22 protein-coding genes and 1 tRNA gene are annotated in these 19,997 nt (G+C 61.1%); 8 read left to right on the plus strand and 15 right to left on the minus strand.

The window, feature by feature from the left end:
* The 3 genes from ACRC1E_RS12545 to ACRC1E_RS12555 form a co-directional block, all read right to left on the minus strand.
* Positions 1-382 (minus strand): carboxymuconolactone decarboxylase family protein (locus ACRC1E_RS12545; protein ID WP_438515429.1); only part of this gene is annotated, 382 nt, incomplete at its 3' end.
* A gap of 18 nt (positions 383-400) precedes the next feature.
* On the minus strand, positions 401-1,300 hold the full coding sequence (locus ACRC1E_RS12550; protein ID WP_438515430.1) for a DMT family transporter: 900 nt from the start codon (positions 1,298-1,300) through the stop codon (positions 401-403).
* A gap of 40 nt (positions 1,301-1,340) precedes the next feature.
* Positions 1,341-2,765 (minus strand): PLP-dependent aminotransferase family protein, encoded by a 1,425-nt coding sequence (locus ACRC1E_RS12555; protein ID WP_438515431.1) that lies wholly within the window; start codon positions 2,763-2,765, stop codon positions 1,341-1,343.
* A 120-nt stretch (positions 2,766-2,885) separates the two neighbouring features.
* On the opposite strand from ACRC1E_RS12555, the gene ACRC1E_RS12560 reads away from it, so the two are divergent.
* From ACRC1E_RS12560 to ACRC1E_RS12575, 4 genes are read left to right on the plus strand one after another with little or no spacing between them, the layout of a single operon-like run.
* Positions 2,886-3,653: a transporter substrate-binding domain-containing protein gene (locus ACRC1E_RS12560; RefSeq protein WP_438515432.1), complete on the plus strand. Its 768-nt coding sequence runs from the start codon at positions 2,886-2,888 to the stop codon at positions 3,651-3,653.
* Between the two features lie 7 nt (positions 3,654-3,660).
* Positions 3,661-4,767, plus strand: a complete 1,107-nt coding sequence (locus tag ACRC1E_RS12565; protein WP_438515433.1) for a succinylglutamate desuccinylase/aspartoacylase family protein — start codon at positions 3,661-3,663, stop codon at positions 4,765-4,767.
* Between the two features lie 17 nt (positions 4,768-4,784).
* Complete coding sequence (locus ACRC1E_RS12570; protein ID WP_438515434.1) at positions 4,785-5,471, plus strand: ABC transporter permease; 687 nt, start codon at positions 4,785-4,787, stop codon at positions 5,469-5,471.
* On the plus strand, positions 5,468-6,196 hold the full coding sequence (locus ACRC1E_RS12575; RefSeq protein WP_438515435.1) for an ABC transporter permease: 729 nt from the start codon (positions 5,468-5,470) through the stop codon (positions 6,194-6,196). The genes ACRC1E_RS12570 and ACRC1E_RS12575 overlap by 4 nt, the downstream gene beginning before the upstream one ends.
* Positions 6,197-6,260: 64 nt before the next feature.
* On the opposite strand, the gene ACRC1E_RS12580 is transcribed toward ACRC1E_RS12575, so the two are convergent.
* Positions 6,261-7,694, minus strand: coding sequence for a sodium:solute symporter family protein (locus tag ACRC1E_RS12580; RefSeq protein WP_438515436.1), 1,434 nt, complete (start codon positions 7,692-7,694; stop codon positions 6,261-6,263).
* Positions 7,695-7,971: 277 nt separating this feature from the next.
* On the minus strand, positions 7,972-8,820 hold the full coding sequence (locus ACRC1E_RS12585) for an MBL fold metallo-hydrolase (RefSeq protein ID WP_438515437.1): 849 nt from the start codon (positions 8,818-8,820) through the stop codon (positions 7,972-7,974).
* A gap of 174 nt (positions 8,821-8,994) precedes the next feature.
* Here ACRC1E_RS12585 and ACRC1E_RS12590 point away from each other — a divergent pair, with 174 nt between their 5' ends.
* Entirely contained in the window at positions 8,995-10,242 is a 1,248-nt protein-coding gene (locus ACRC1E_RS12590; protein WP_438515438.1) for a response regulator, read from the plus strand.
* 2 nt (positions 10,243-10,244) lie between these two features.
* On the opposite strand, the gene ACRC1E_RS12595 is transcribed toward ACRC1E_RS12590, so the two are convergent.
* From ACRC1E_RS12595 to modA, 7 genes are all read right to left on the minus strand, one after another.
* Positions 10,245-10,493, minus strand: coding sequence for a FeoC-like transcriptional regulator (locus ACRC1E_RS12595; RefSeq protein WP_438515439.1), 249 nt, complete (start codon positions 10,491-10,493; stop codon positions 10,245-10,247).
* The gene (gene feoB / locus ACRC1E_RS12600; RefSeq protein WP_438515440.1) at positions 10,487-12,760 is read right to left on the minus strand and encodes a Fe(2+) transporter permease subunit FeoB; all 2,274 of its coding nucleotides are present in this window, start codon (positions 12,758-12,760) and stop codon (positions 10,487-10,489) included. Before feoB ends, ACRC1E_RS12595 begins: the two co-directional genes overlap by 7 nt.
* Positions 12,751-12,990 carry a FeoA family protein gene (locus ACRC1E_RS12605; RefSeq protein WP_438515441.1) on the minus strand — a complete coding sequence of 80 codons (240 nt, stop codon included), beginning with the start codon at positions 12,988-12,990 and terminating at the stop codon, positions 12,751-12,753. Before ACRC1E_RS12605 ends, feoB begins: the two co-directional genes overlap by 10 nt.
* A 99-nt stretch (positions 12,991-13,089) precedes the next feature.
* Complete coding sequence (locus ACRC1E_RS12610) at positions 13,090-13,953, minus strand: ATP-binding cassette domain-containing protein (protein ID WP_438515442.1); 864 nt, start codon at positions 13,951-13,953, stop codon at positions 13,090-13,092.
* Entirely contained in the window at positions 13,950-14,627 is a 678-nt protein-coding gene (modB, locus tag ACRC1E_RS12615) for a molybdate ABC transporter permease subunit (RefSeq protein ID WP_438515443.1), read from the minus strand. The genes ACRC1E_RS12610 and modB overlap by 4 nt, the downstream gene beginning before the upstream one ends.
* Positions 14,617-15,018, minus strand: a complete 402-nt coding sequence (locus ACRC1E_RS12620) for a TOBE domain-containing protein (RefSeq protein ID WP_438515444.1) — start codon at positions 15,016-15,018, stop codon at positions 14,617-14,619. Before ACRC1E_RS12620 ends, modB begins: the two co-directional genes overlap by 11 nt.
* The gene (modA, locus tag ACRC1E_RS12625) at positions 15,015-15,767 is read right to left on the minus strand and encodes a molybdate ABC transporter substrate-binding protein (RefSeq protein ID WP_438515445.1); all 753 of its coding nucleotides are present in this window, start codon (positions 15,765-15,767) and stop codon (positions 15,015-15,017) included. The genes ACRC1E_RS12620 and modA overlap by 4 nt, the downstream gene beginning before the upstream one ends.
* A 200-nt stretch (positions 15,768-15,967) precedes the next feature.
* On the opposite strand from modA, the gene ACRC1E_RS12630 reads away from it, so the two are divergent.
* Positions 15,968-16,288 carry a hypothetical protein gene (locus tag ACRC1E_RS12630; RefSeq protein WP_438515446.1) on the plus strand — a complete coding sequence of 107 codons (321 nt, stop codon included), beginning with the start codon at positions 15,968-15,970 and terminating at the stop codon, positions 16,286-16,288.
* A 79-nt stretch (positions 16,289-16,367) separates the two neighbouring features.
* Here the strand turns inward: ACRC1E_RS12630 and obgE are convergent, their stop codons facing one another.
* The 3 genes from obgE to rplU all read right to left on the minus strand — a co-directional run bounded on the left by obgE (position 16,368) and on the right by rplU (position 18,357).
* Positions 16,368-17,621 (minus strand): GTPase ObgE, encoded by a 1,254-nt coding sequence (gene obgE, locus ACRC1E_RS12635; RefSeq protein WP_438515447.1) that lies wholly within the window; start codon positions 17,619-17,621, stop codon positions 16,368-16,370.
* Between the two features lie 129 nt (positions 17,622-17,750).
* Positions 17,751-18,026, minus strand: coding sequence for a 50S ribosomal protein L27 (rpmA, locus tag ACRC1E_RS12640; RefSeq protein ID WP_438515448.1), 276 nt, complete (start codon positions 18,024-18,026; stop codon positions 17,751-17,753).
* Between the two features lie 13 nt (positions 18,027-18,039).
* On the minus strand, positions 18,040-18,357 hold the full coding sequence (gene rplU / locus ACRC1E_RS12645) for a 50S ribosomal protein L21 (RefSeq protein ID WP_438515449.1): 318 nt from the start codon (positions 18,355-18,357) through the stop codon (positions 18,040-18,042).
* A gap of 181 nt (positions 18,358-18,538) precedes the next feature.
* Here rplU and ispB point away from each other — a divergent pair, with 181 nt between their 5' ends.
* Positions 18,539-19,510 carry an octaprenyl diphosphate synthase gene (ispB, locus tag ACRC1E_RS12650; protein ID WP_438515450.1) on the plus strand — a complete coding sequence of 324 codons (972 nt, stop codon included), beginning with the start codon at positions 18,539-18,541 and terminating at the stop codon, positions 19,508-19,510.
* Positions 19,511-19,520: 10 nt separating this feature from the next.
* A tRNA-Arg gene (locus tag ACRC1E_RS12655) sits at positions 19,521-19,595 on the plus strand.
* Positions 19,596-19,997 lie beyond the last annotated feature (402 nt).

Consider the following 19,997-nt stretch of genomic DNA (forward strand, 5'->3'; position numbering starts at 1 on the left):
CCATCTCCAGCCCCAGCTCCGCCATCAGTTCGCGCGCAACGCGGAACGCCTCCACCGCCGCCGGTGCGCCGCCGTAGACACCGGCATGCAGCAGCACTTCGCGTATTTCGGTGAGGGTCGCGCCGTTATTGAGCGCACCGCGCAGATGGCCCTTGAGCTCGGTGCTGCGCCCAAGCACCGCCAGCATGGCGCAGGTGACGAGGCTGCGCGTTTTCAGCTCTATCCCTTCGCGCTGCCAGGTACTGCCCCAAGCGTGTTCGTTGACCCAGTCCTGCAAGGGTTGCGAGAAAGCGTCGGCGCTGCCCATCGCACGCGCCACGAATTCCTCGCCCATCACCCGGGTGCGCATCGCCAAGCCGGCCTGTTTATCCTGTTCACTCATCGGTTTCTCCTTCTGCTGTCAGCGGTTCGCACGCGCGGCCAGCCACACGCCGGACAGGATCAGCGCGATCCCGGCGGCGTGGTAGAGATGGAAGGCTTCACCCAGAAACAGCACCGACAGCAAGGCGCCGAACATCGGCATCAGGTGGATGAAGCTGCCGGCCTTGGCCGGCCCGACGCGGGCGACGCCGAGGTTGTAGAAATAGTAGGCGGCCACCGATGGCAGGGTGCCGACATAGGCGAAGGTGATCAGGGTGGTGGCATTCAAGGGCGCGCGCTGCCCGCTGGCGTATTCGAGCAGAAAAAACGGCGTGATGCAGGCAAGGCCAATCACCACCAGCACCGTCAGCAAGCCCAGTCGGTTAAGCCCGGCCGGCAGGCCGCGTAGCCACAGGGTATACAAGGCCCACGCCAGCATGGCGGCAAACACCACCACGTCGCCGTGGTTGATATCCAGACGCAGCAAGCGCTCGGGCTCCCCTTGCGCGATGATGGCCAGCACGCCGCAGAATGAAAGCAGAATGGCCAGCAGCTGTAGCGAACCGGCTTTCATGCCGAAAAAAAGCGCGCCCAACAGCACGATCAGGATGGGGATAAACGAATTCATCAGCACCGCATTGGTGGCGGTGGTTTCCTGCACCCCCAGATACACCAGCGAATTAAAGCCGGCGATACCGAACACCCCCAATGCCAGCAGCCGTCGCCAGTGCGGCAGCCACAGCGCGCGCTGCTGCCACGCCGGCTTCAGGCCGAACGGCAGCAGGATAAGGAGCGCGATGGCCCAGCGTGCGAACGACAGCGTCAACGGCGGAATGCTGGCGTGGGTGGCGCGGGCCAGTACGAAATTGCCGGACCAGAACAGCGTGGTCAGCACCAGAAGCAGATAGGCCGAAGTCAGCGAAGAGCGGGAGGTCGTCATCCCCCGACCTTGCCATGCCATACGAATTAGTGCAAGCCGGCTAGGCCGGTATCGCCGCCAGATGGCGGGACAAAAAGGTCTCGACCCGCGCGTTTGCGCTATAAGCGACATTCAGGCGCAGATAATCCGATGCCTGCTGACCGGGGCGGAACAAGGCTCCCGGCGCCAGCATCACGCCTTCCTTGACGCCTTCTGCCGACAGCACCACGCCGTCGCAGGCTTGCGGCAGGCGCGCCCAGACAAACATGCCCTCGCTGCCGGCGGCAAACACGTCCATGCCCTGCCGCGCACACAGGGCCAGCGTTTCTGCCCGTGCTTCGGCCAGACGTGCGCGCAGTCGCGCAATGCGCCGCCGCTGCTGGCCATCGCTCAGCGCGGCCAGCGCCACCCGTTCGGCAAGCTCCGACGAGGTCAGGCCGTACACCATCTTGTGATGGATCAGCGCCTCGGCCACGCCGCGCTCGGCGGCGACAAAACCCACGCGCAAACCCGGCGACAGGGTCTTGGAGAAGCTGCCGATATGCACCACCCGCTTCAGTCCATCCAGCGCTGCCAGCGAAGGCACGCTGCTGGCAGAGAGCCCGGCGCAGACATCGTCCTCGACGATCCAGAAGTCGTATTTCTCCGCCAGTTGCAGCACGCGGTAAGCCGTTGCCGCGCTATAGCTGGCACCGGTCGGGTTGTGCAGGCGCGGATTGGTAAAAAAGACCTTGGGCCTATGTTGCGCCAGCAGCGCTTCCAGTGCCGCCAGATCCGGCCCCTGTGGCGTCCACGGCACACCCAGCGGCTGAATGCCGTGCAGCGGCAGACCGATGACCAGATTGCAGTAGCCGGGATCGTCGACCAGTACCGTATCGCCGGGACGGGTCAGGCAGGCTAGCGCCAGCGTCAGCGCCTGACTCGCACCCTGCGTCAGCACCAGTTGCTGGCGGTTTAGGGCCAGCCCATTCTCGCCCAGCTCGCGCACCAGATAGTCGCGCAGGGCAGGCAGGCCAGCGGGCTCGCCATAGCCGGCCAACTCGCCAGCGGATGCGCTACGGGCAACCTGACGCAGGCCGCGCTCCAGCCCCATATCGGCAAACCATGCCGGCGGCAGCCAGCCACTGCCGGGCTTGATCGCGTCCGGCGGTGGCTCGTACAGGCTATCGGCCAGCCAGAAAGCATGGGCCGGCAGCGGCGGCAGGCTGTCAAGCACGGGCCGTCCTTGGCCGCCCCCCGCCAGATAAAAGCCTTCGCCGCGACGGGCGCTGATGATGCCGGTGGCGACCAGACGGTCATATGCCTCGGCCACGGTAAAGGTACTGATGCCCAGCTCGCGTGCCAGATGGCGGATCGACCACAGGCGCTCGCCGGCAGAGAGCTGGCCCTGCCGGGCGGCGCAGCTGATGGCATCCACCAGCTGCTGAACCAGCGTTCCGGCGGCGGGGTCCAGCTTAAAAATGCTTGAAACAAGTTGTATAGCCATTTTTACCTGTACGGGCTAGGTGGTATTCCGGCCTTACTGTACCTGTTAGCGCAGCTAGCGTGGGCAATAAAGTGTTTGCTCGCCTGCCACGCGGCAAGGTCAGACCAAGAGGAGAACACAATGCAGATCAAGACATGGACCATGCTCACACTGGCCGCCCTGCTCGCAGGCCAGGCTCAGGCCGGCGACACCCTGCGCGTCGCGACCGACGGCACCTTCCCGCCCTATAGCGTGGTCGCGCCCGATGGCAAGCTGTCCGGCTTCGATGTCGATATCGCCAATGCGCTGTGCGCCGAGATGAAAGCCAAGTGCGAGCTCATGCGTTACGACTTCGACGGCATGATTCCGGCGCTGAATGCGCGCAAGTTCGACCTGATCGTTGCCTCGATGGCCATCACCCCCGAGCGCGAGAAGGCCGTAGCCTTCAGCGCCAAATACGAAGGTGGCTATTCGCAGTTTCTCGGCAAGAAAGGCATCCAGCTCGCAGGTACCCCGGCCGGTATGAAGGGCAAGACACTGGGCGTGCAGCAAGGCACCATCCAGGAAAAATACGCCAAGGACGTTTTCGGCAAGGCCGGCGCCAAGGTACGCAGCTACAGCACGCCGGCCAACGCGCTGCTGGACCTGAACGCCGGCCGTGCCGACGCGATCATGGTTGAAATCGGCGTCGGCACCGAGTTCCTCAAGGGGCCGGGCGGCAACAAGCTCACGCTATTCGGTCCGCAGTTCAACGACGTCAAATACTTCGGCACCGGTTCGGGCATCGCCATGCGCAAGACCGATCAGGCACTGCTGCACAAGGTCAACAGCGCGCTGGCAACCATCCTGAAGAACGGCACCTACAAGAAGATCAACGACCGCTACTTCGATTACAACCAGTACGACTGAGCCTGCCATGCACATCGAGACCCTGCCCCTGATCAGCCCGATACCGGGCCAGCAACATGCACTCAAGCTATGGCGCTTCGGCAATGCCGGCGCCCGTCCGCGCGTCTACCTGCAGGCGGCGCTGCATGCCGACGAAATCCCCGGCATGCTGACGCTGACACTGCTGCGCGAGCAACTGGCCCAGATGGAAGCCGGGGGCCGCATCTGCGGCGAAATCCTGCTGCTGCCGGTGGCCAATCCGGTCGGTCTGGCGCAGCAGCACTTGGGCCTGGCGCAAGGGCGCTTCGATGCGGGCAGTGGTCTCAATTTCAACCGCAACTATCCCGACCTTGGCCCCGCACTGCTTGCGCGTCTGCAAGGGCGTCTGGGCCAGGGCGAAGCGGCCGACACCGCAACGGTGCGGACCCAGATGCAGGCGCTGCTGGACGAAACCCGGCCGAAAACCGAGCTGGAAAGCCTGCAGCACACACTGTTTGCACTGGCCTGCAGCAGCGATGTGGTGCTCGACCTGCACTGCGACAGCGAGGCCGAACTGCATCTGTATGTGCACAGCGAGCAGCAGGACGAGGCCACGGCACTGGCCGGCTTCATGGGCGCCGCTGCGACCCTGCATGCGACCGAGCAGGGCGGCCACTCCTTCGATGACTGCTGTACCCGGCCATGGTGGTGGCTGCGCCAGCACTATCCGCAACTGCCCATGGCCTGCTTTGCCGCCACGCTCGAGCTGCGCGGCCAGCTCGATGTCTCGCTGGAGCAGGCCGCCGACGACGCCAAGCGGCTGCTGGACTACCTCGTCTGGCGCGGCGCCGTCACGGGCGAGGCGCACCCGCCGGCAGCGCCAGCCATGCCGACTCCGCTGCAGGGCGTAGGCATCAGCCATGCGCCACATGGCGGCATCGTCAGCTACTGCCATCCGGTCGGGGGACAGATCGAAGCCGGCACGCGGCTGGGCTGGGTGATAGACCCGCTGACCAGCCAGCAAAGCGAGCTGATAGCCGAGGCTAGCGGCATCTATTACGCACGCGTGCTGCAACGCTTCGCCGTTGCCGGCACCGAGCTGTGCTTTATCGCAGGCCAGGCGCCGCTGCGTAGCGGCCGCCTGCTGGCACTGTAAACCGGGGAGCACACTGCATGCTTGAAGACTACCTGCCCGGCCTGTTTGCCGGCTTATGGATGACGCTGAAACTGGCGGCGCTGGCACTGCTGTTTGCCGTGCTGCTGGGCCTGATAGGCGCGGCCTTCCGGCTGGCAAAAAACCGTCCGCTGGCACTCTTGGCCGAGCTGTATTCGACTGTGGTGCGCGGCATCCCCGATCTGGTATGGATGTTCATCCTGTTTTTTGGCGGCCAGATGCTGGTCAACGATATTGCACTGGCACTGGGCTTGGCAGCGCTGGACATCGACGCCTTTATCGCCGGCGCACTGACGCTGGGCTTTATCTTCGGCGCCTATATGAGCGAGACCTTCCGTGGCGCCATGCTGGCCGTGCCCCCCGGCCAGATCGAGGCCGGGCACGCCTACGGCATGAGCCGGCTTCGGGTGTTCTGCCGCATCATGCTGCCGCAGATGGTGCGCTTCGCCCTGCCCGGCTTTTCCAATAACTGGCTGGTGCTGGTGAAGTCGACGGCGCTGGTCTCGGTGATCGGGCTGGATGACATGATGGCGCGCGCCGATGTGGCCAAATCGGTGACGCAGCAGCCGTTTATCGTCTACCTGTGCGTGGCGCTGCTGTATCTGGCCATCACCAGCGTATCCATACTGGCACTGAACCGGCTGTGCGCACGCTATTCGCTGGGTATCCGGGAGGCCGAACTATGATAGACATGAATCTGGTACTGGAGAAACTGCCGGCGTTTTTCGGCCTCACCGAAGCCGGCCCGGCACTGCCCGGACGCGACGGCCTGCTGCTGACACTGGAGCTGCTGGCACTGTCGCTACTGGCCGGCTTCGCGCTGGCCCTGCCGCTGGCCTTGCTGCGGGCCTCAAAAAACCGCTGGCTATCGGCACCTGTGTGGCTGTACACCTATGTGTTCCGCGGCACGCCGATGCTGGTGCAGCTATTCCTGATCTACTACGGCATCGCACAATTCGAAGCGGTGCGCGCGAGCTGGCTGTGGACCTATTTGCAGGAGGCGTACTGGTGCGCCATCTTCGCCTTCACCCTCAATACCGCGGCCTATACCACCGAGATCATCGCCGGCCAGATCCGCAATACCGCCCACGGCGAGATCGAAGCCGCACGCGCCATCGGCATGAGCCGCTGGCAAACGCTGCGCCGCATTGCGCTGCCCTCGGCGCTGCGCCGCGCGCTGCCGGCCTACAGCAATGAGGTGATCATGATGCTGCAAGGCACGGCCATCGCAGGCCTGGTCACTCTGGCCGACCTCACCGGCATCGCGCGCCAGATCTACAGCGACAGCTATCAGGCCTTCGAGCCCTTTCTGACTGCCGGTGCTTTTTACCTCACACTGACCTTCCTGATCGCCTGGCTGTTCCGCCGTCTGGAGCGGCGCTATCTGGCCCATCTGCGGCCACGCAGTTGATGCAGGAAATACACCGCACCATGTAAAGCGCCCCGCATTGCGGGGCGCTTTACATGGTCAACAATCAGCGGTGCGCCACCTGAGCTACCGGCGTCGCCAGATATTGCGGTGCCAGCGAACCTGCCAGCATGCCGATGAAGCTCATGATCAAGCCCACCAACTGCGGCGGCCAGAAGGCGGCGTCGGTATAGCTGTACTCCAGCGACAGCCACGACACCAGTCCCAGTACGATGGCCAGCAAGGCGCCCTGGGTCGTGGCCCGTTTCCAGAACAGACCGGCGATCAGCGGCACCGAAGCGGCCACCAGCGTCACCTTGTAAGCGTTGCCGACCATCTCGTAGATGCTGGCATCGGACATCAAGGCAAAAGTCGTCGTCGACACCGCAGCCACCACGATGGAGATGCGCATGGCGCGAATGAACTGACGGTCGGTCATGCGCGGCAGCAGGGGCTTGAGCACGTTTTCGGTAAAGGTCACCGATGGTGCCATCAGCGTACCCGAGGCCGTCGACATGATGGCCGACAGCAAGGCGCCAAAGAACAGCACCTGTGCGAATAGCGGTGTCTTGTCGAGAATCAGCGTAGGCAGGATCATCTGCGCATCCTGGGCTGCGATGCGTGCGACCATCCCGGGCTCGATAATTTCGGCCGCGTAGGTCAGGAAGATGGGCAGCATGCAAAAGCACAGGTAAAGGATGGCGCCCAGGATGGTGCCGCGCTGCGCCACCTTCTCGCTCTTGGCCGACATCACGCGCTGGTAGATATCCTGCTGCGGAATCGAGCCCAGCATCATGGTCACTGCCGCGCCGATAAGGCCGACCACGGTCTTGGGATCGGTGTCATGCAGGAAGGTGAACTTGTCGGCCGCCGCCGCCTTGCTCAGCACCACGTCGACCCCGCCGGCCATGCCGCCGATCAGCCATACCAGATACACCAGGCCGACCACGATGATGGACATCTGCAGGAAGTCGGTAAACGCCACCGACAGCATGCCGCCGCACAGGGTATACACCAAGACGATGGCGGCTCCGAGCAAGGTGCCCATGGTGGTGCTGATCGCGCCGTCGGACAGTACGTTGAACACCACACCCAGCGCCGTCATCTGCGCAGCAATCCAGCCCAGATAAGACAGGATGATGACCACGCTGGAAATGGCCTCGACCAGCGGACCATAGCGCTGGCGGAAAAAATCACCGATGGTCAGCAGATTCATCCGGTACAGGCGGCGTGCAAAGAAGATGCCGACCAGCATCAGGCAGGCAAAGGAACCGAACGGATCTTCGACGATGCCGGAGAAGCCCTCGGCCAGAAAGGTCGAAGGAATACCGAGTATCGCCTCGGAACCGAACCAGGTGGCAAACACCATGGCGGTCACTACCGGCAAGGGCATACTGGCACCGGCAGTGGCAAAGTCTTTGGCGTTCTGAACCCGGGTCGAGGCGTACAGCCCTATCCCGATCGTCACCAGCAAGTAAAGCACGACAAACCAAATCAACATTTCACACTGTCTCCCGCGATTAGAGTGCTTGTTTTTTGCGAATTATCCGCTATGCCGCGCCCCAGTCGAAGATTTGCGTGCGAAAAAACAACAGCAAACCCTGCATCAGCCCCCCCTTGCGGGCAGAAAAAAGGCCCGGCAGGACGGTCTAACCATCATCCGCCCCCGCTGCAAGGGCTTTCAGATAAGGGTTTTGTTAAAAAAATGCCTTTATCCAAATTTTTTTATTTAATAAATTCAACATGCGTTAAATATGTTAAACAAAAACAACACTCAATCACCCAAGACCCGGACAATTCCATTTTTCGACGCCAAACCGCCCCTTGCCATCACGGACTACCTTGGCGCTGGCCAGATGCGGATCATGGGTAAAGAACAGGCCACCCTCGCGCGCCAGCAAGCCCTCAAGAAGCGCCTGCTTCTCGTCTATCAATAACTCGGGATAGCGGTCATAGCCCATGGTAATCGGCACATGCACCCACGGTGCACCGGGAATCAGGTCTGCGGCAAACACCAGCGGCCCCTCTGCCGTCGGGATCTCGGTCAGCAGCATGCCCGGGGTGTGGCCATCAGAAAAATGAAAACGCCAGTTGGCTGGCAGGCAATCCGGCACCTTGCCATCGACCTCAAGCACGCGGCCCGATGCCTGCAGCAGGGTCAGCATGTCGGGGATAAAGGACGCACGGTCACGCGGATGGGGGTTCAGTGCACGCTGCCACGCCTCGCGCCCGACTACATAGTTCGCATTCGGGAACAGTAGCCGCGCCGGACCGCCATCCCAAGCGGCAAGCAGGCCGCCGGCATGATCGAAATGCAGGTGCGAAATCACCACCACATCAATGTCGGCATCCGACAAACCCAGTGCTGCCAGTTCGTCCAGCAACACATGCCCGGCTTCGACGACGCCATAGCGCTCGCGCAGTTCAGGTGCAAAGAAGGCGCCGATGCCGGTTTCCAGCAGAATGCGGCGCCCTGCCGTTTCGACCAGCAGGCAGCGGCAGGCCAGCGGTATGCGATTGAGCGCATCCGGTGTCAGATAGCGCGACCATAGCGCCCGCGGCGCATTGCCGAACATGGCACCACCATCGAGTTGCTGTGAGTTACCGTTAAGCGGAGTGAGCTTCATCTTGCATCCTGATCATCATGGGTCAGCCCATGATTATCCACGCCGCCACCGGCATGGCAATGCCTATCGCATATCCGGGTGCCGTCCGTGCATGGCAAGAAAAGTTAAAGTGCAGAATGGGCCGTATGCTTTTTGCATGGTACGATGACACACCACACCACTTATGGAATAGGCATGGTTCACGGAGAGATTCTACTGGTCGAGGACAGTCCGGCGGTCCTGCGTCCGCTGGTACGCATTATCGAGCAGATGGGCTACCGCACCCGTGTAGCCATGAGCCGCTCCCAGATGCGCAAGGAGCTGGCCAAGAGCGGAACCCTGCTCTCGGCAGTTCTCGATTACAGTCTGCCCGATGCACCCGATGGCGAAGCACTGCAGGATCTGCTGCAAGCCGGTATTCCTACCCTGATCCTGACCGCACGCAACGATACCGCCACCCGCGAAAAAATCCTGTCGTATCCGGTGGTGGACTACATCCCCAAAGACATGCCGGCAGCGCTGGAGTACGTCGCCATGCTGGTGCGCAGACTGGACCGCAACCGCCACCTTGCCGCGCTGGTCGTCGACGATTCGCGTACCGTACGCCAGCACCTCAAAGCCCTATTGGAGCGTTACCAGTTTCAGGTCATCCTCGCTGCCGATGCCGATGCAGCCAAATGCGAACTACAACGTCATCCCCATATCCGCTTAGCCCTGATAGACCATGATATGCCGGGCATGGATGGCGCCAATCTGACGGCAGAGATCCGGCGCAGCTTCGGCCGCGACCAACTGGCCATCATCGGCATCTCCGGCTCCTCCGATAGCTCCACGACCGCGCGTTTCATCAAGGCCGGAGCCGATGACTTTTTGCGCAAGCCTTTCAACCCGGAGGAGTTTTACTGCCGCATCACACGCAACATCGAATATCTGGAAAGTATCGAAGCACTGCTTCATGCCGCCCATGAAGATGCGTTGACCGGCCTGCCCAATCGCCGGGCCTTCTTTGCCCATGCCATGCGCCAGCATGGTGATTACGCCGTTGCCATGCTGGACATTGATCACTTCAAATCCATCAACGACCGTTGCGGGCACGCCGGCGGTGACGAGGCACTGGTGCAACTGGCGCAGCAACTGCGCAGCCACTTTCCCGACGAGATGGCGGCGCGGCTGGGAGGAGAAGAGTTCGCCATCATCCTGACTGGCGATACCCGGGTGCAACAGCAAAGACTGGAAAAATTCCGGCAGGCCGTCGCGAGCAGGCCACTGGATATTGCAGGGAAGAGCGTGGAGATGCACGTCAGCATCGGCCTGTCAGACTGCGCCCAACGCGAGACGGAAATCCTGCTGCATCAGGCCGACGAGCATCTGTATCTCGCCAAACAGGGCGGGCGCAACTGTCTGGTCACCCGCCGGCAACCGGAGATCGTGCCGGCAGGCTGAGCTTAAATGGCGTGCAGTACAAAGACCGGTTTTAAGTCCTGACCCAGCCAGCGATAGAGACGGCAGTCACTGCTACTGCAGCCGCCGCATCCCCCGCCACAGGCGGCACCACTGACCGCCACCTTGCCCTTGCGCATCCATAGCGCCAGCATCGGCTCCAACGCCGAGGCCGGCACCTGCATCAGCACAGACAGCTCGGACAGGCTCAACACGGCCCGGCTTTGCAATACTTCTTTCAGGCGGCTCAGCATGCACAGTCTCCGCCACAAGACTTGGCTTGTCCCCCGGAAATGACCGGCGGGGTGGCGCGGCCCAAACGACGCAGCAGCAAAAAGCCCAGCCCCAGAGCGGCCAGCACGCCGCTGATCCACAGCCCGCCCGCCAGTGGCGCCGTTGCCAGACGCGAGCCCTGATAGGTCAGCGTCGCGGCCGACCAGGCAATCACGAAGCACCACACCCCCACGCCCGCCATCCAGCGCCCGCCCGCCTCGCGGTAAACGGCTCCCAGTGCCGCGACACAAGGCGTATACAACAGGATGAACACCAGATAGGCCAGCGCGGCCGCACTATTGCCAAAGCGCATCTGCATCTGGCCGAAGGTGGTGCTGTCTACACCTTGTTCGGAGGCAATCGCCTCCTTGTCGGACAGATCCCCCACCGACAGACCCAGCGGATCGGTCAGCTTGCCGCCCAAGGCGGCCAGATTGTCGCCCACACTGGCGACCGCTTGTTGCAGGCCGGCAGCCATATCGTACACCGGCTCGTCTTCGTGGCCCGCGGCTGCACGGGCCAGACCGCCATAGAGCGCATCCAGCGTTCCCACCACCGCCTCTTTGGCAAAGATGCCGGTAAACAGACCGACAGTGGCCGGCCAGTTATCCTGAGTAATCCCCATCGGGGTAAACACCGGCGTCAGTATCCGTCCGGTCTCCGACAACACCGACCGCTCGCTGTTTTCATTGCCGAAGCTGCCATCGGTGCCCAGCGAGTTGAATAGCGACAACACCATCACCACGGCCACGATAGCCTTGCCGGCGCGTACGATAAAACTCTTCAGCCGCTGCCAGCTATGGATCAGCATCCCGCGCAGGGTAGGCAGGCGATAAGGCGGCAGCTCCATCACGAAGGGCGAAATCTCGCCACCGAGCAGGCTGTGCTTCATCGCAAGCCCGGTCAGCACCGCCACGGCGATACCCAAAAGATACAGCGCAAACACCACGTTCTGGCCGTTACTCGGGAAGAATACGGCGGCAAACATCACATACACCGGCAGACGCGCACCACAGGACATAAACGGCATCATCATGATCGCGGTCAGGCGGTCACGGGTGGAGTCCAGCGTGCGCGTACCCATGATCGCCGGCACATTGCAGCCGAAGCCGACCAGCATGGGCACGAAAGCCTTGCCCGGCAGGCCGACGGCGCGCATGGCCCTATCCACCACCATGGCCGCGCGCGCCAGATAGCCCGAGTCTTCCATGAAAGACAGGCACAGGAACATGGCGGCAATAACGGGGATAAAGGTCGATACGGTCTGGATGCCGCCGCCGATGCCGTGCGCCAGCACCGCCACCAGCCAGGCCGGGGCACCGAGATTGCCCAGCACATGGGCCGTGCCATCCACCAGCAGGGTGCCGGTTGCCAGATCAAAGAAATCGATAAATACCGCGCCGGCGTTGATCGCCAGCAAAAACATCAGATACATCGCCAGCAGGAATACCGGCAAGCCGGTCAGGCGCCCAAGCGCGAACTGGTCAAGCTTGGCTGTCAGCGTACGGCCGGCAATACGCACCCGGCTCAATACCCGTGCACACAGATCATCAATGGCACTGTAGCGCGCGCTGGCTAGGGCAATATCAGCGTCTTCCCCATCCAGATCCGGAATCAACTGCGCCGTACCGGCCAGTAACCGTGCCGACTGCTCGGCACGACTGATCCCGGGCTCGGCCTGTGCGCGCGCCTGCAACCAGTTTTCCAGTGCACCGGATAGCGTCGCCTCAGGCGTCGGGGTGATGGCATTGGCCGTGGCTTGCCCAATTGCGGCGACCAACTCGTTGATGCCCTTGCCGCGACTGGCGCTAATCGCCAATACCGGACAGCCCAGCGCCTGCTGCAGGGCCGGAATATCGATGCTGTAGCCACCCTGCTCCAGCGCGTCCATCATATTCAGCACCACCAGCATCGGGCGGCCCAGATCCAGCAACTGGAAAGTCAAAAACAGATTGCGCTGCAGGTTGGCGGCATCGACCACATTGACGATCAGCCCGTCGTGGCCGGCAAGTACATTATTGCGGGCAATGCGTTCATCTTCGGATACGCCCTCATCGCCGCCCTCTATCGAATAGGTGCCGGGCAGATCGATAATTTCCAGCGAACTGCCCCGCAGAACACCGCTTTTGCGCTCCACCGTCACGCCCGGCCAGTTGCCGACTTTTTGACGGGAACCGGTCAGCGCATTGAACAGCGTAGTCTTGCCGCAGTTGGGGTTGCCGATCAGGCTGATCGCGTTTAGCGGCATGGCAGCACCTCGACCCCGTCGGCTTCGGCGCGGCGCAGGCAGAGTGAAAAACCGCGCAGGCCCAGCTCTATCGGATCGCCAAATGGCGCGACCCGCACCACTTCGACCGTACAGCCGGGGGTCAGCCCCATGGCCAATAATTTGCGCCTAAAGGGCAGTGCCGCCGCCGACAGGCCACGCACAACCGCTTTTTGACCCGGAAGTAATTGACCCAGACTCACAGAAGACATGACAGCAGCACCGATATAAATGATAACGACTCGCATTATCACCCTATCGTACCGATTTAATCCAGCTATTTATCGGGAATCATTCTCATCTGTTTGACATTACAGGATCAAGGGACTGAAGCCCTTGGCCGCCACGGTGACGCTGGCGCCCACCACCAGACTTGCCGCCTCGCCCTCATCCAGCACCACATCGACAATCTGCCCGCCGACCAGCAAACTGGCGACGTCCACCACATCGACGCGGCGCAGCGCCAGAACCTGTGCGGCCAGATGGAAGCGCCCGCCTCCGCTTTGCGCCAGGAAAAGCTCGGCCGGCGTCCCCATGCCCGTCACCTGCCCCGCATCCAGCCGGATGACCTGCTGGGCCAGACGGAACACCTCGGCCAGATCATGACTGACCAGAACGGTAGACAAGGCAAAACACTGTTGCAGCGCCAGCAATTCAGCCTGCAGTTGTTCGCGCAAAACAGGGTCGAGCGCAGATAGCGGTTCGTCCAGCAGCAAGAGTCTGGGCTCGGCTGCCAGCGCCCGCGCCAGCGCCACCCGCTGTTGCTGGCCGCCGGATAGCGTGGCCGGCTTGCGGCAGGCCAGCGCAGCGAGCCCGGTCAGCGCCAGCAATTCGTCCACCCGACCCGGATTTTTGCGCCGCTGGGCAAACTCGAGATTGCCGCGCACGCTTAAGTGCGGAAACAGCGCATAGTCCTGAAACACCATGCCCACCTGCCGCGCCTGCGCGGGCAGACAAATGTTCTTGTCGCTGTCGAACCAGACCTCGCCCCCCACCACGATGCGGCCGGCATCGGGGCGGATCAGTCCGGCTAGTATTCGCAGCAAAGTCGTCTTGCCGGCGCCGGAAGCGCCAAACAATGCCATACGCTGCCCCGCCGCCCAGCGGCAGTCCACCCGCAGCCATGAGCCGCCTTGCGCACCGTCCAGCCGCTTTTCCACTGCAATTTCTATCATGCGGCCCTCGGCACGCGGCGGTTGAATAAATACACCGCCAGCAAAATGATAAAGCTCAGCACGAACAGCACGCCGGCGTAGACATTGGCCGCCGCGTAATTGAGGCTTTCGACTTCGTCGTAAATGGCAATGGACGCGACCTTGGTGACCCCCGGAATATTGCCGCCTATCATCAGCACCACCCCGAATTCGCCTACCGTATGGGCAAACGACCGCACCACCCCGGCCAGCAGCGAGCCCTTGATATTGGGCAACAGCACGGTAAACAGGGTATTGCTGCGTGAACGCCCCAGGGTATAGGCCGCATCGCGCAAGCTGTGCGGCAAGGCTGACAGGCCGGATTGCAGCGGATGCACCATAAACGGCAGGCTGAACAGCACCGAGCCCAGCACCAGACCTTCGAAGGTAAACACCAGCCGCAGATCAAAGCTCGCCAGTAGCCAGCCGCCCAGCGCGCTATTCGGACTGAAGGCCAGCAGCAGGTAAAAACCCAGCACCGAGGGCGGCAGCACCAAAGGCATACTGACCAGCGTTTCGGCCAGCGGTTTAAAGCGGCTCTGGCTTGTCGCCAGCCATGCCGCCAGCGGCACGCCGACCAGTAGCAGAATGCCGGTGGTGATGGCGGCCAGACGGAAAGTCAGCCATAAAGGACCCCAGTCCAGTTCAGTCCACATCAGCCAGCACCGTCAGTTCATTGGCCTTGATGAGCGCGACCACCGCATCGCCTTCGGACAGGGCCAACTCGTTAGCCCCGCCCCGGGTAATCAGGGTTTCCAGCATCAGGCCGGCACAATCCAGATACACGCGCGATAGCAAACGCCCGTGCTCCAGCCGCAACACGATGCCAGGCAGGCGGTTGCGCAGGCTGATGGCAGGCAAGGGCGGGCGCGCCAGCGATACTTCGGCCGCCTTGATCGCGACGCAGACCCGCTGCCCGTTCCCACCCGCTAGCGGCAAGCCGCTGGACAAGGCGGTCAGCTCGATGCCGTTATCCAGACGCAAATGGCTCAGGCTTAAACAGCCCTCGCGTTCACAATCGAGTAAGGTCGCGGCAAAGCGGTTCATGGTACGAGGTAGCCGTGTTGCTGCAGGATCTGCCGTGCCTCAGGCCCGGCCATATAGTCCGCCAGCTGGCGCGCTGCCTGCGGCTGCGCCTTAGCGCCATGGCGGGTAATCACCAGTGCCTGCGCGATAGGCTGGTACAGCTTGCGATCGAGTTCGACCCATTGCCCCTGCCCTGCCATCTGCCGCGACAACACCACCGATTTGGCAGTAAAGCCGGCATCGGCCGCCCGCGAGTGGATGTACTGGTTGGTCTGGGCAATACTCTCGCCCTGCACCAGCTTGGGCCGCAAGCGGGTATCCAGCTTGAGATGGCGCAACACCTTCATCGTTTCCCGGCCATAAGGCGCGACCTTGGGGTTGGCAAGCGCGATCTTGCCTGCCGCAGGCGACAGCAGGCTCTGCGGCCAGTTTTTCACATCGAAGCCCGGCTTGTTGGACCACAACACCAGCAGGCCATAGGCGTAGATGCGCGGTGCTTCGGCATGGCCGGAAGCGGCCAGCGCAGCGGGGTATTCGGTATCGGCGGACAGAAAGATATCGAACGGAGCACCATTCTGGATCTGGGCCGCAAACTTGCCGGAAGAGTTATAGACCGGCTGGATGACGATACCGGTCTTGGCACTAAAGCGCTGCGCCAGTTCGGCAAAGGTGTACTGCAGATTGGCGGCGACGGCGACCGTTAAAGCTTCGGCTGCGCGTGCGCTCAGCCCAAAGAACAACAGAACAGCAAACAGTAACAGACGGGGCATGCAGCACATCCTGACGGGTAATGCCTGCGAGTGTATCAAAACTACCCCAGTTATCGGTGGCGGCGCCGAAAGCACCGCGCCAATTCCCGGCCGAGTGAACAAATGCACACCCGCTACACCTAGAGAGCAATTGAAATCATACTATGGAAATCGTCAAGGTTGGCCGCAAGCTCGCCACCCGCCATACAAGGACACCAAACATGAAAAAACCTCTGATACTTGCCGTGCTGCTGCTCGCTTGCAGCAGCGTATTCGCCGGAAGCTGGGATGTACGCAAGGAAATCCGGGAAGGCGCGCATGAAGTCGGCCAGGCCAAGCGCGAGGGAGCACGCGAAGTATTGCAGGAACGACGGGAAGCCGCCCGCGACTACTATCAAGCCGATACGCCATGGGAAAAGCGCCAGGCCATCCGTGAAGGTGCTCGCGAAGTCCGTCAGGCCAAAGCCAGCGCCTACCGCGAAGTCCGCCAGGAAAAGCGCGAAGCGCGCCGTGAAATCCGCCGCGAGATCCGCAAGCACTAACATGACGCACCGGACGCAGACAAAAAATCGGGGGCAGCCTTTTAATGGCCGGCCCCCGATTTTTTTATCCCGCTACAGCTTATTCGCCAGCCTGCTTGCCTTCTTCGCGCGCAGCGCGGTTGGCGGCCTGGGCAGCAGCCAGATCGGCTTCTTTCTTGGCACGGACCACCGCAGCATCTGCCTCGCGCTGGGCTTGAGCCGCCTGGCGCTCGGCACGCAGCGCGGCCTTGGCCTCGGCTTCGGCTGCTTCCTTGGCTAAAGCTTCATCCCGCTCTTGCTGACGCTTGATATCGAGGTACTGCATGATGGCGTGGGTCAAGGGCTTGGTGCCCTCACCGGTCAGCGCCGAGATGGAGAATACGCGCGGCGTCGTCATATCGAACTCGTAGCTGTCGTCCGGCTTGGCCGATGTCCAGCCAAATGCCTCGAGGAAAGCCGATACGGTAGCCTCGCGCTCTTCTTCCGGCAACATGTCCAGCTTGTTCAGCACTAACCAGCGCGGCTTACTCAGCAACTCTTCATCGTATTTTTTCAGCTCTTCCACCAGCGCATGCGCTTCGCGCACCGGATCGACATCCGGGTCAAACGGTGCCACATCAACGATGTGCAGCAGAACACCGGTACGCTGCAAATGCTTGAGGAAGCGGTGTCCCAGACCTGCGCCGTCGGCCGCACCTTCGATCAGGCCCGGAATGTCGGCGATCACGAAGCTCTTGGTGTCCTGCATGCGCACCACACCCAGGTTAGGGTACAGGGTGGTAAACGGATAATCGGCAACCTTGGGCTTGGCGGCGGACACCGAGCGGATAAAGGTCGACTTGCCGGCATTAGGCATACCCAGCAGACCCACATCGGCCAGCACCTTCAGTTCCAGACGCAGCGAGCGTGCTTCGCCATCTTCGCCCGGTGTGCACTGGCGTGGCGCACGGTTGGTCGAACTCTTGAAGTGGATATTACCCAGACCGCCGGGGCCGCCCTTGGCGATACACAGGCGCTGGCCGTGATGGCTTAAGTCGGCAACGACTTGCTCGGTATCGGTGTCCATAATGATGGTACCGACCGGCATATGCAGCTCGATATCCGTACCGCCGGCGCCGTAGCAATCGGCACCACGGCCACGCTCGCCATGTTCGGCCAGGTATTTTTTAACAAAGCGGTATTCAACCAGCGTGTTTACGTTCTCGTCGGCCACGGCATAAATGCTGCCGCCTTTGCCGCCATCACCGCCATCCGGCCCGCCAAACGGGACAAATTTTTCGCGGCGAAAACTGGCCGCACCATTACCACCACGACCCGCTACGACTTCAATACGGGCTTCATCAATAAACTTCATCTTATCTTCCTTGCGCTGGGCGGTGAGGAGTCAGGTATCAAATGCCGCGTCGGCAGCGTCTCATACCTCACACCTCACAAAAAAGAAAAGCCCTATCGCAGGATAGGGCTTTCCAGACCGGAACGGCGATTACTCGGCGTCTGCACCGGTGTACGGAACAACATTTACTGTCTTGCGCTGCAGAGCACCTTTAATGGTGAACTCTACATAACCATCAACCTTGGCGAACAAGGTGTGGTCCTTACCCTGACCAACGTTATCACCAGCGTGGAACTTGGTACCGCGCTGACGCACGATGATAGAACCTGCTGGGATTAGTTCGCTACCGTAAACCTTAACGCCTAGACGTTTGGCTTCGGAGTCACGACCGTTGCGTACGCTACCGCCTGCTTTCTTGTGTGCCATGACTTAATGCTCCTTACTTCGAAATCTCGTCGATGCGGACTTCGGTGTAGTTCTGACGGTGACCTTGATGTTTCTGGTAGTGCTTACGACGGCGCATCTTGAAGATACGTACCTTGTCGCCACGGCCGTGAGCCATAACCGTAACCTTCACGGTGGCACCAGCAACCAGTGGAGCACCAATCACAACCTGTTCACCGTCAGCGACCATCAGCACTTCTTCAAGTACGATCTGGCTGTCGATGTCTGCAGGTATCTGTTCTATTTTGAGTTTTTGACCAACGGAAACTTTGTACTGTTTCCCGCCGGTTTTTATGACCGCATACCTTCGAATAGCTCCTAATTCAAAATCTTCCGTACACGAAGCGTGCGAAAGAGCACGGAATTCTACGCAAGTGCCTGAATCGTGTCAATTTTTTGCCCGCGCCGCCCCCTCATGCACAGGGCATGGCGGGAGCGCCGGCTTTTCTGTTAACATCGTGCACTCTTGGCCTGACGCATTCATAAATAAAATCATCGTGTCCAACCTTCTCTACAGAACCCTGATCGCCGACGACATGCTGGCAGTCGATCGCGTCATCCGTGAAAGCCTGCATTCGGATGTAGCCCTGATCCGCCAGATGTCCGAATACATCATCGGTGCCGGCGGCAAACGCATGCGCCCCGCGCTGACACTCTTGTCGGGCCTTGCCTGCGGCTATCGCGGCGAGCATCTGTACAAGCTGGCCGCGATGATAGAGTTCATCCACACCTCGACCCTGCTGCACGACGATGTTGTGGACGAATCCGACATGCGCCGCGGCCGCGAAACCGCCAATGCCCTGTTCGGCAACGCCGCCAGCGTGCTGGTCGGTGACTTCCTGTATACCCGTGCCTTCCAGATGATGGTTGGCACCGGCGACATGCGGGTACTGGAGGTCATGGCCGAGGCGACCAATATCATTGCCGAAGGCGAAGTACTGCAATTACTGAATATCGGTGAAACCGAAGTCAGTGAAGAACAGTATCTGCAGGTGATACGCTACAAAACCGCCAAGCTGTTCGAAGCGGCCGCACGCGTAGGCGCCATTATCGCCGGTGCCAGCGATGACACCATCCAAGCACTCGCCACTTACGGCATGCATCTGGGCACCGCCTTCCAGATTATCGACGATGTACTCGACTACACCGGTGACGCTACCACCATAGGCAAGAGCCTGGGTGACGACCTGGCGGAAGGCAAACCAACGCTACCGCTGATCTATACCATGCGCCACGGCACCCCCGAAGCAGCCGCTTTAGTACGCGATGCCATTGCCAATGCCAATCGCGACCATTTCCCGCAAGTGCTGTCTGCGGTACAATGCTGCGGCGCGCTGGATTATGCGACCGCCGAAGCCGAACGCGCGGCGGATGCAGCCATTACCGCGATAGCCGGTCTGCCGGAATCCGATGTCAAGGCTGCACTGATCGATCTGGCTTATCAGGCAGTACGCCGTCAGGCCTGAACCTTTTTAAGTCTCCGTAGTTAAATGGATATAACGGCCCCCTCCTAAGGGGCAGTTGTGGGTTCGATTCCCGCCGGGGGCACCAATAAGCAGTTCCGTAAGGTTCCAAGAAGCCCACCAAACCCGCACAGCACAAGGCTTTGCGGGTTTTTTGTTGTCCGTAATAGTGCGCTAACGTCCCATAGCAGCCGGCGCTTTTTGGGGGCATATCTGGGGGTATATAGCAAAGCCAGATATTTTGATGCCCCAAAACATCTCATATGGATTTTAAGATCAGCTCATTTATGAGAGATGATAAAAACACAGCCTGCCACGCAGGCCGCCCCTAAAAACGCCTTATAAACAAAGACCTGAAGTCGGCAGCACCACTCGCCAAAGCTGCAAAAATGCCTTATCAGGAGCAAACCTTGCCATTTTTTTTACAAAACCATTTGACCGGTCGGGGCAAGGTGCGTATAACTACTTCCGCAAGATCTTCAAGTAGTAG

The sequence above is a fragment of the Craterilacuibacter sp. genome, assembly GCF_051659485.1.
In the GTDB taxonomy this organism is placed as follows: domain Bacteria; phylum Pseudomonadota; class Gammaproteobacteria; order Burkholderiales; family Chromobacteriaceae; genus Craterilacuibacter.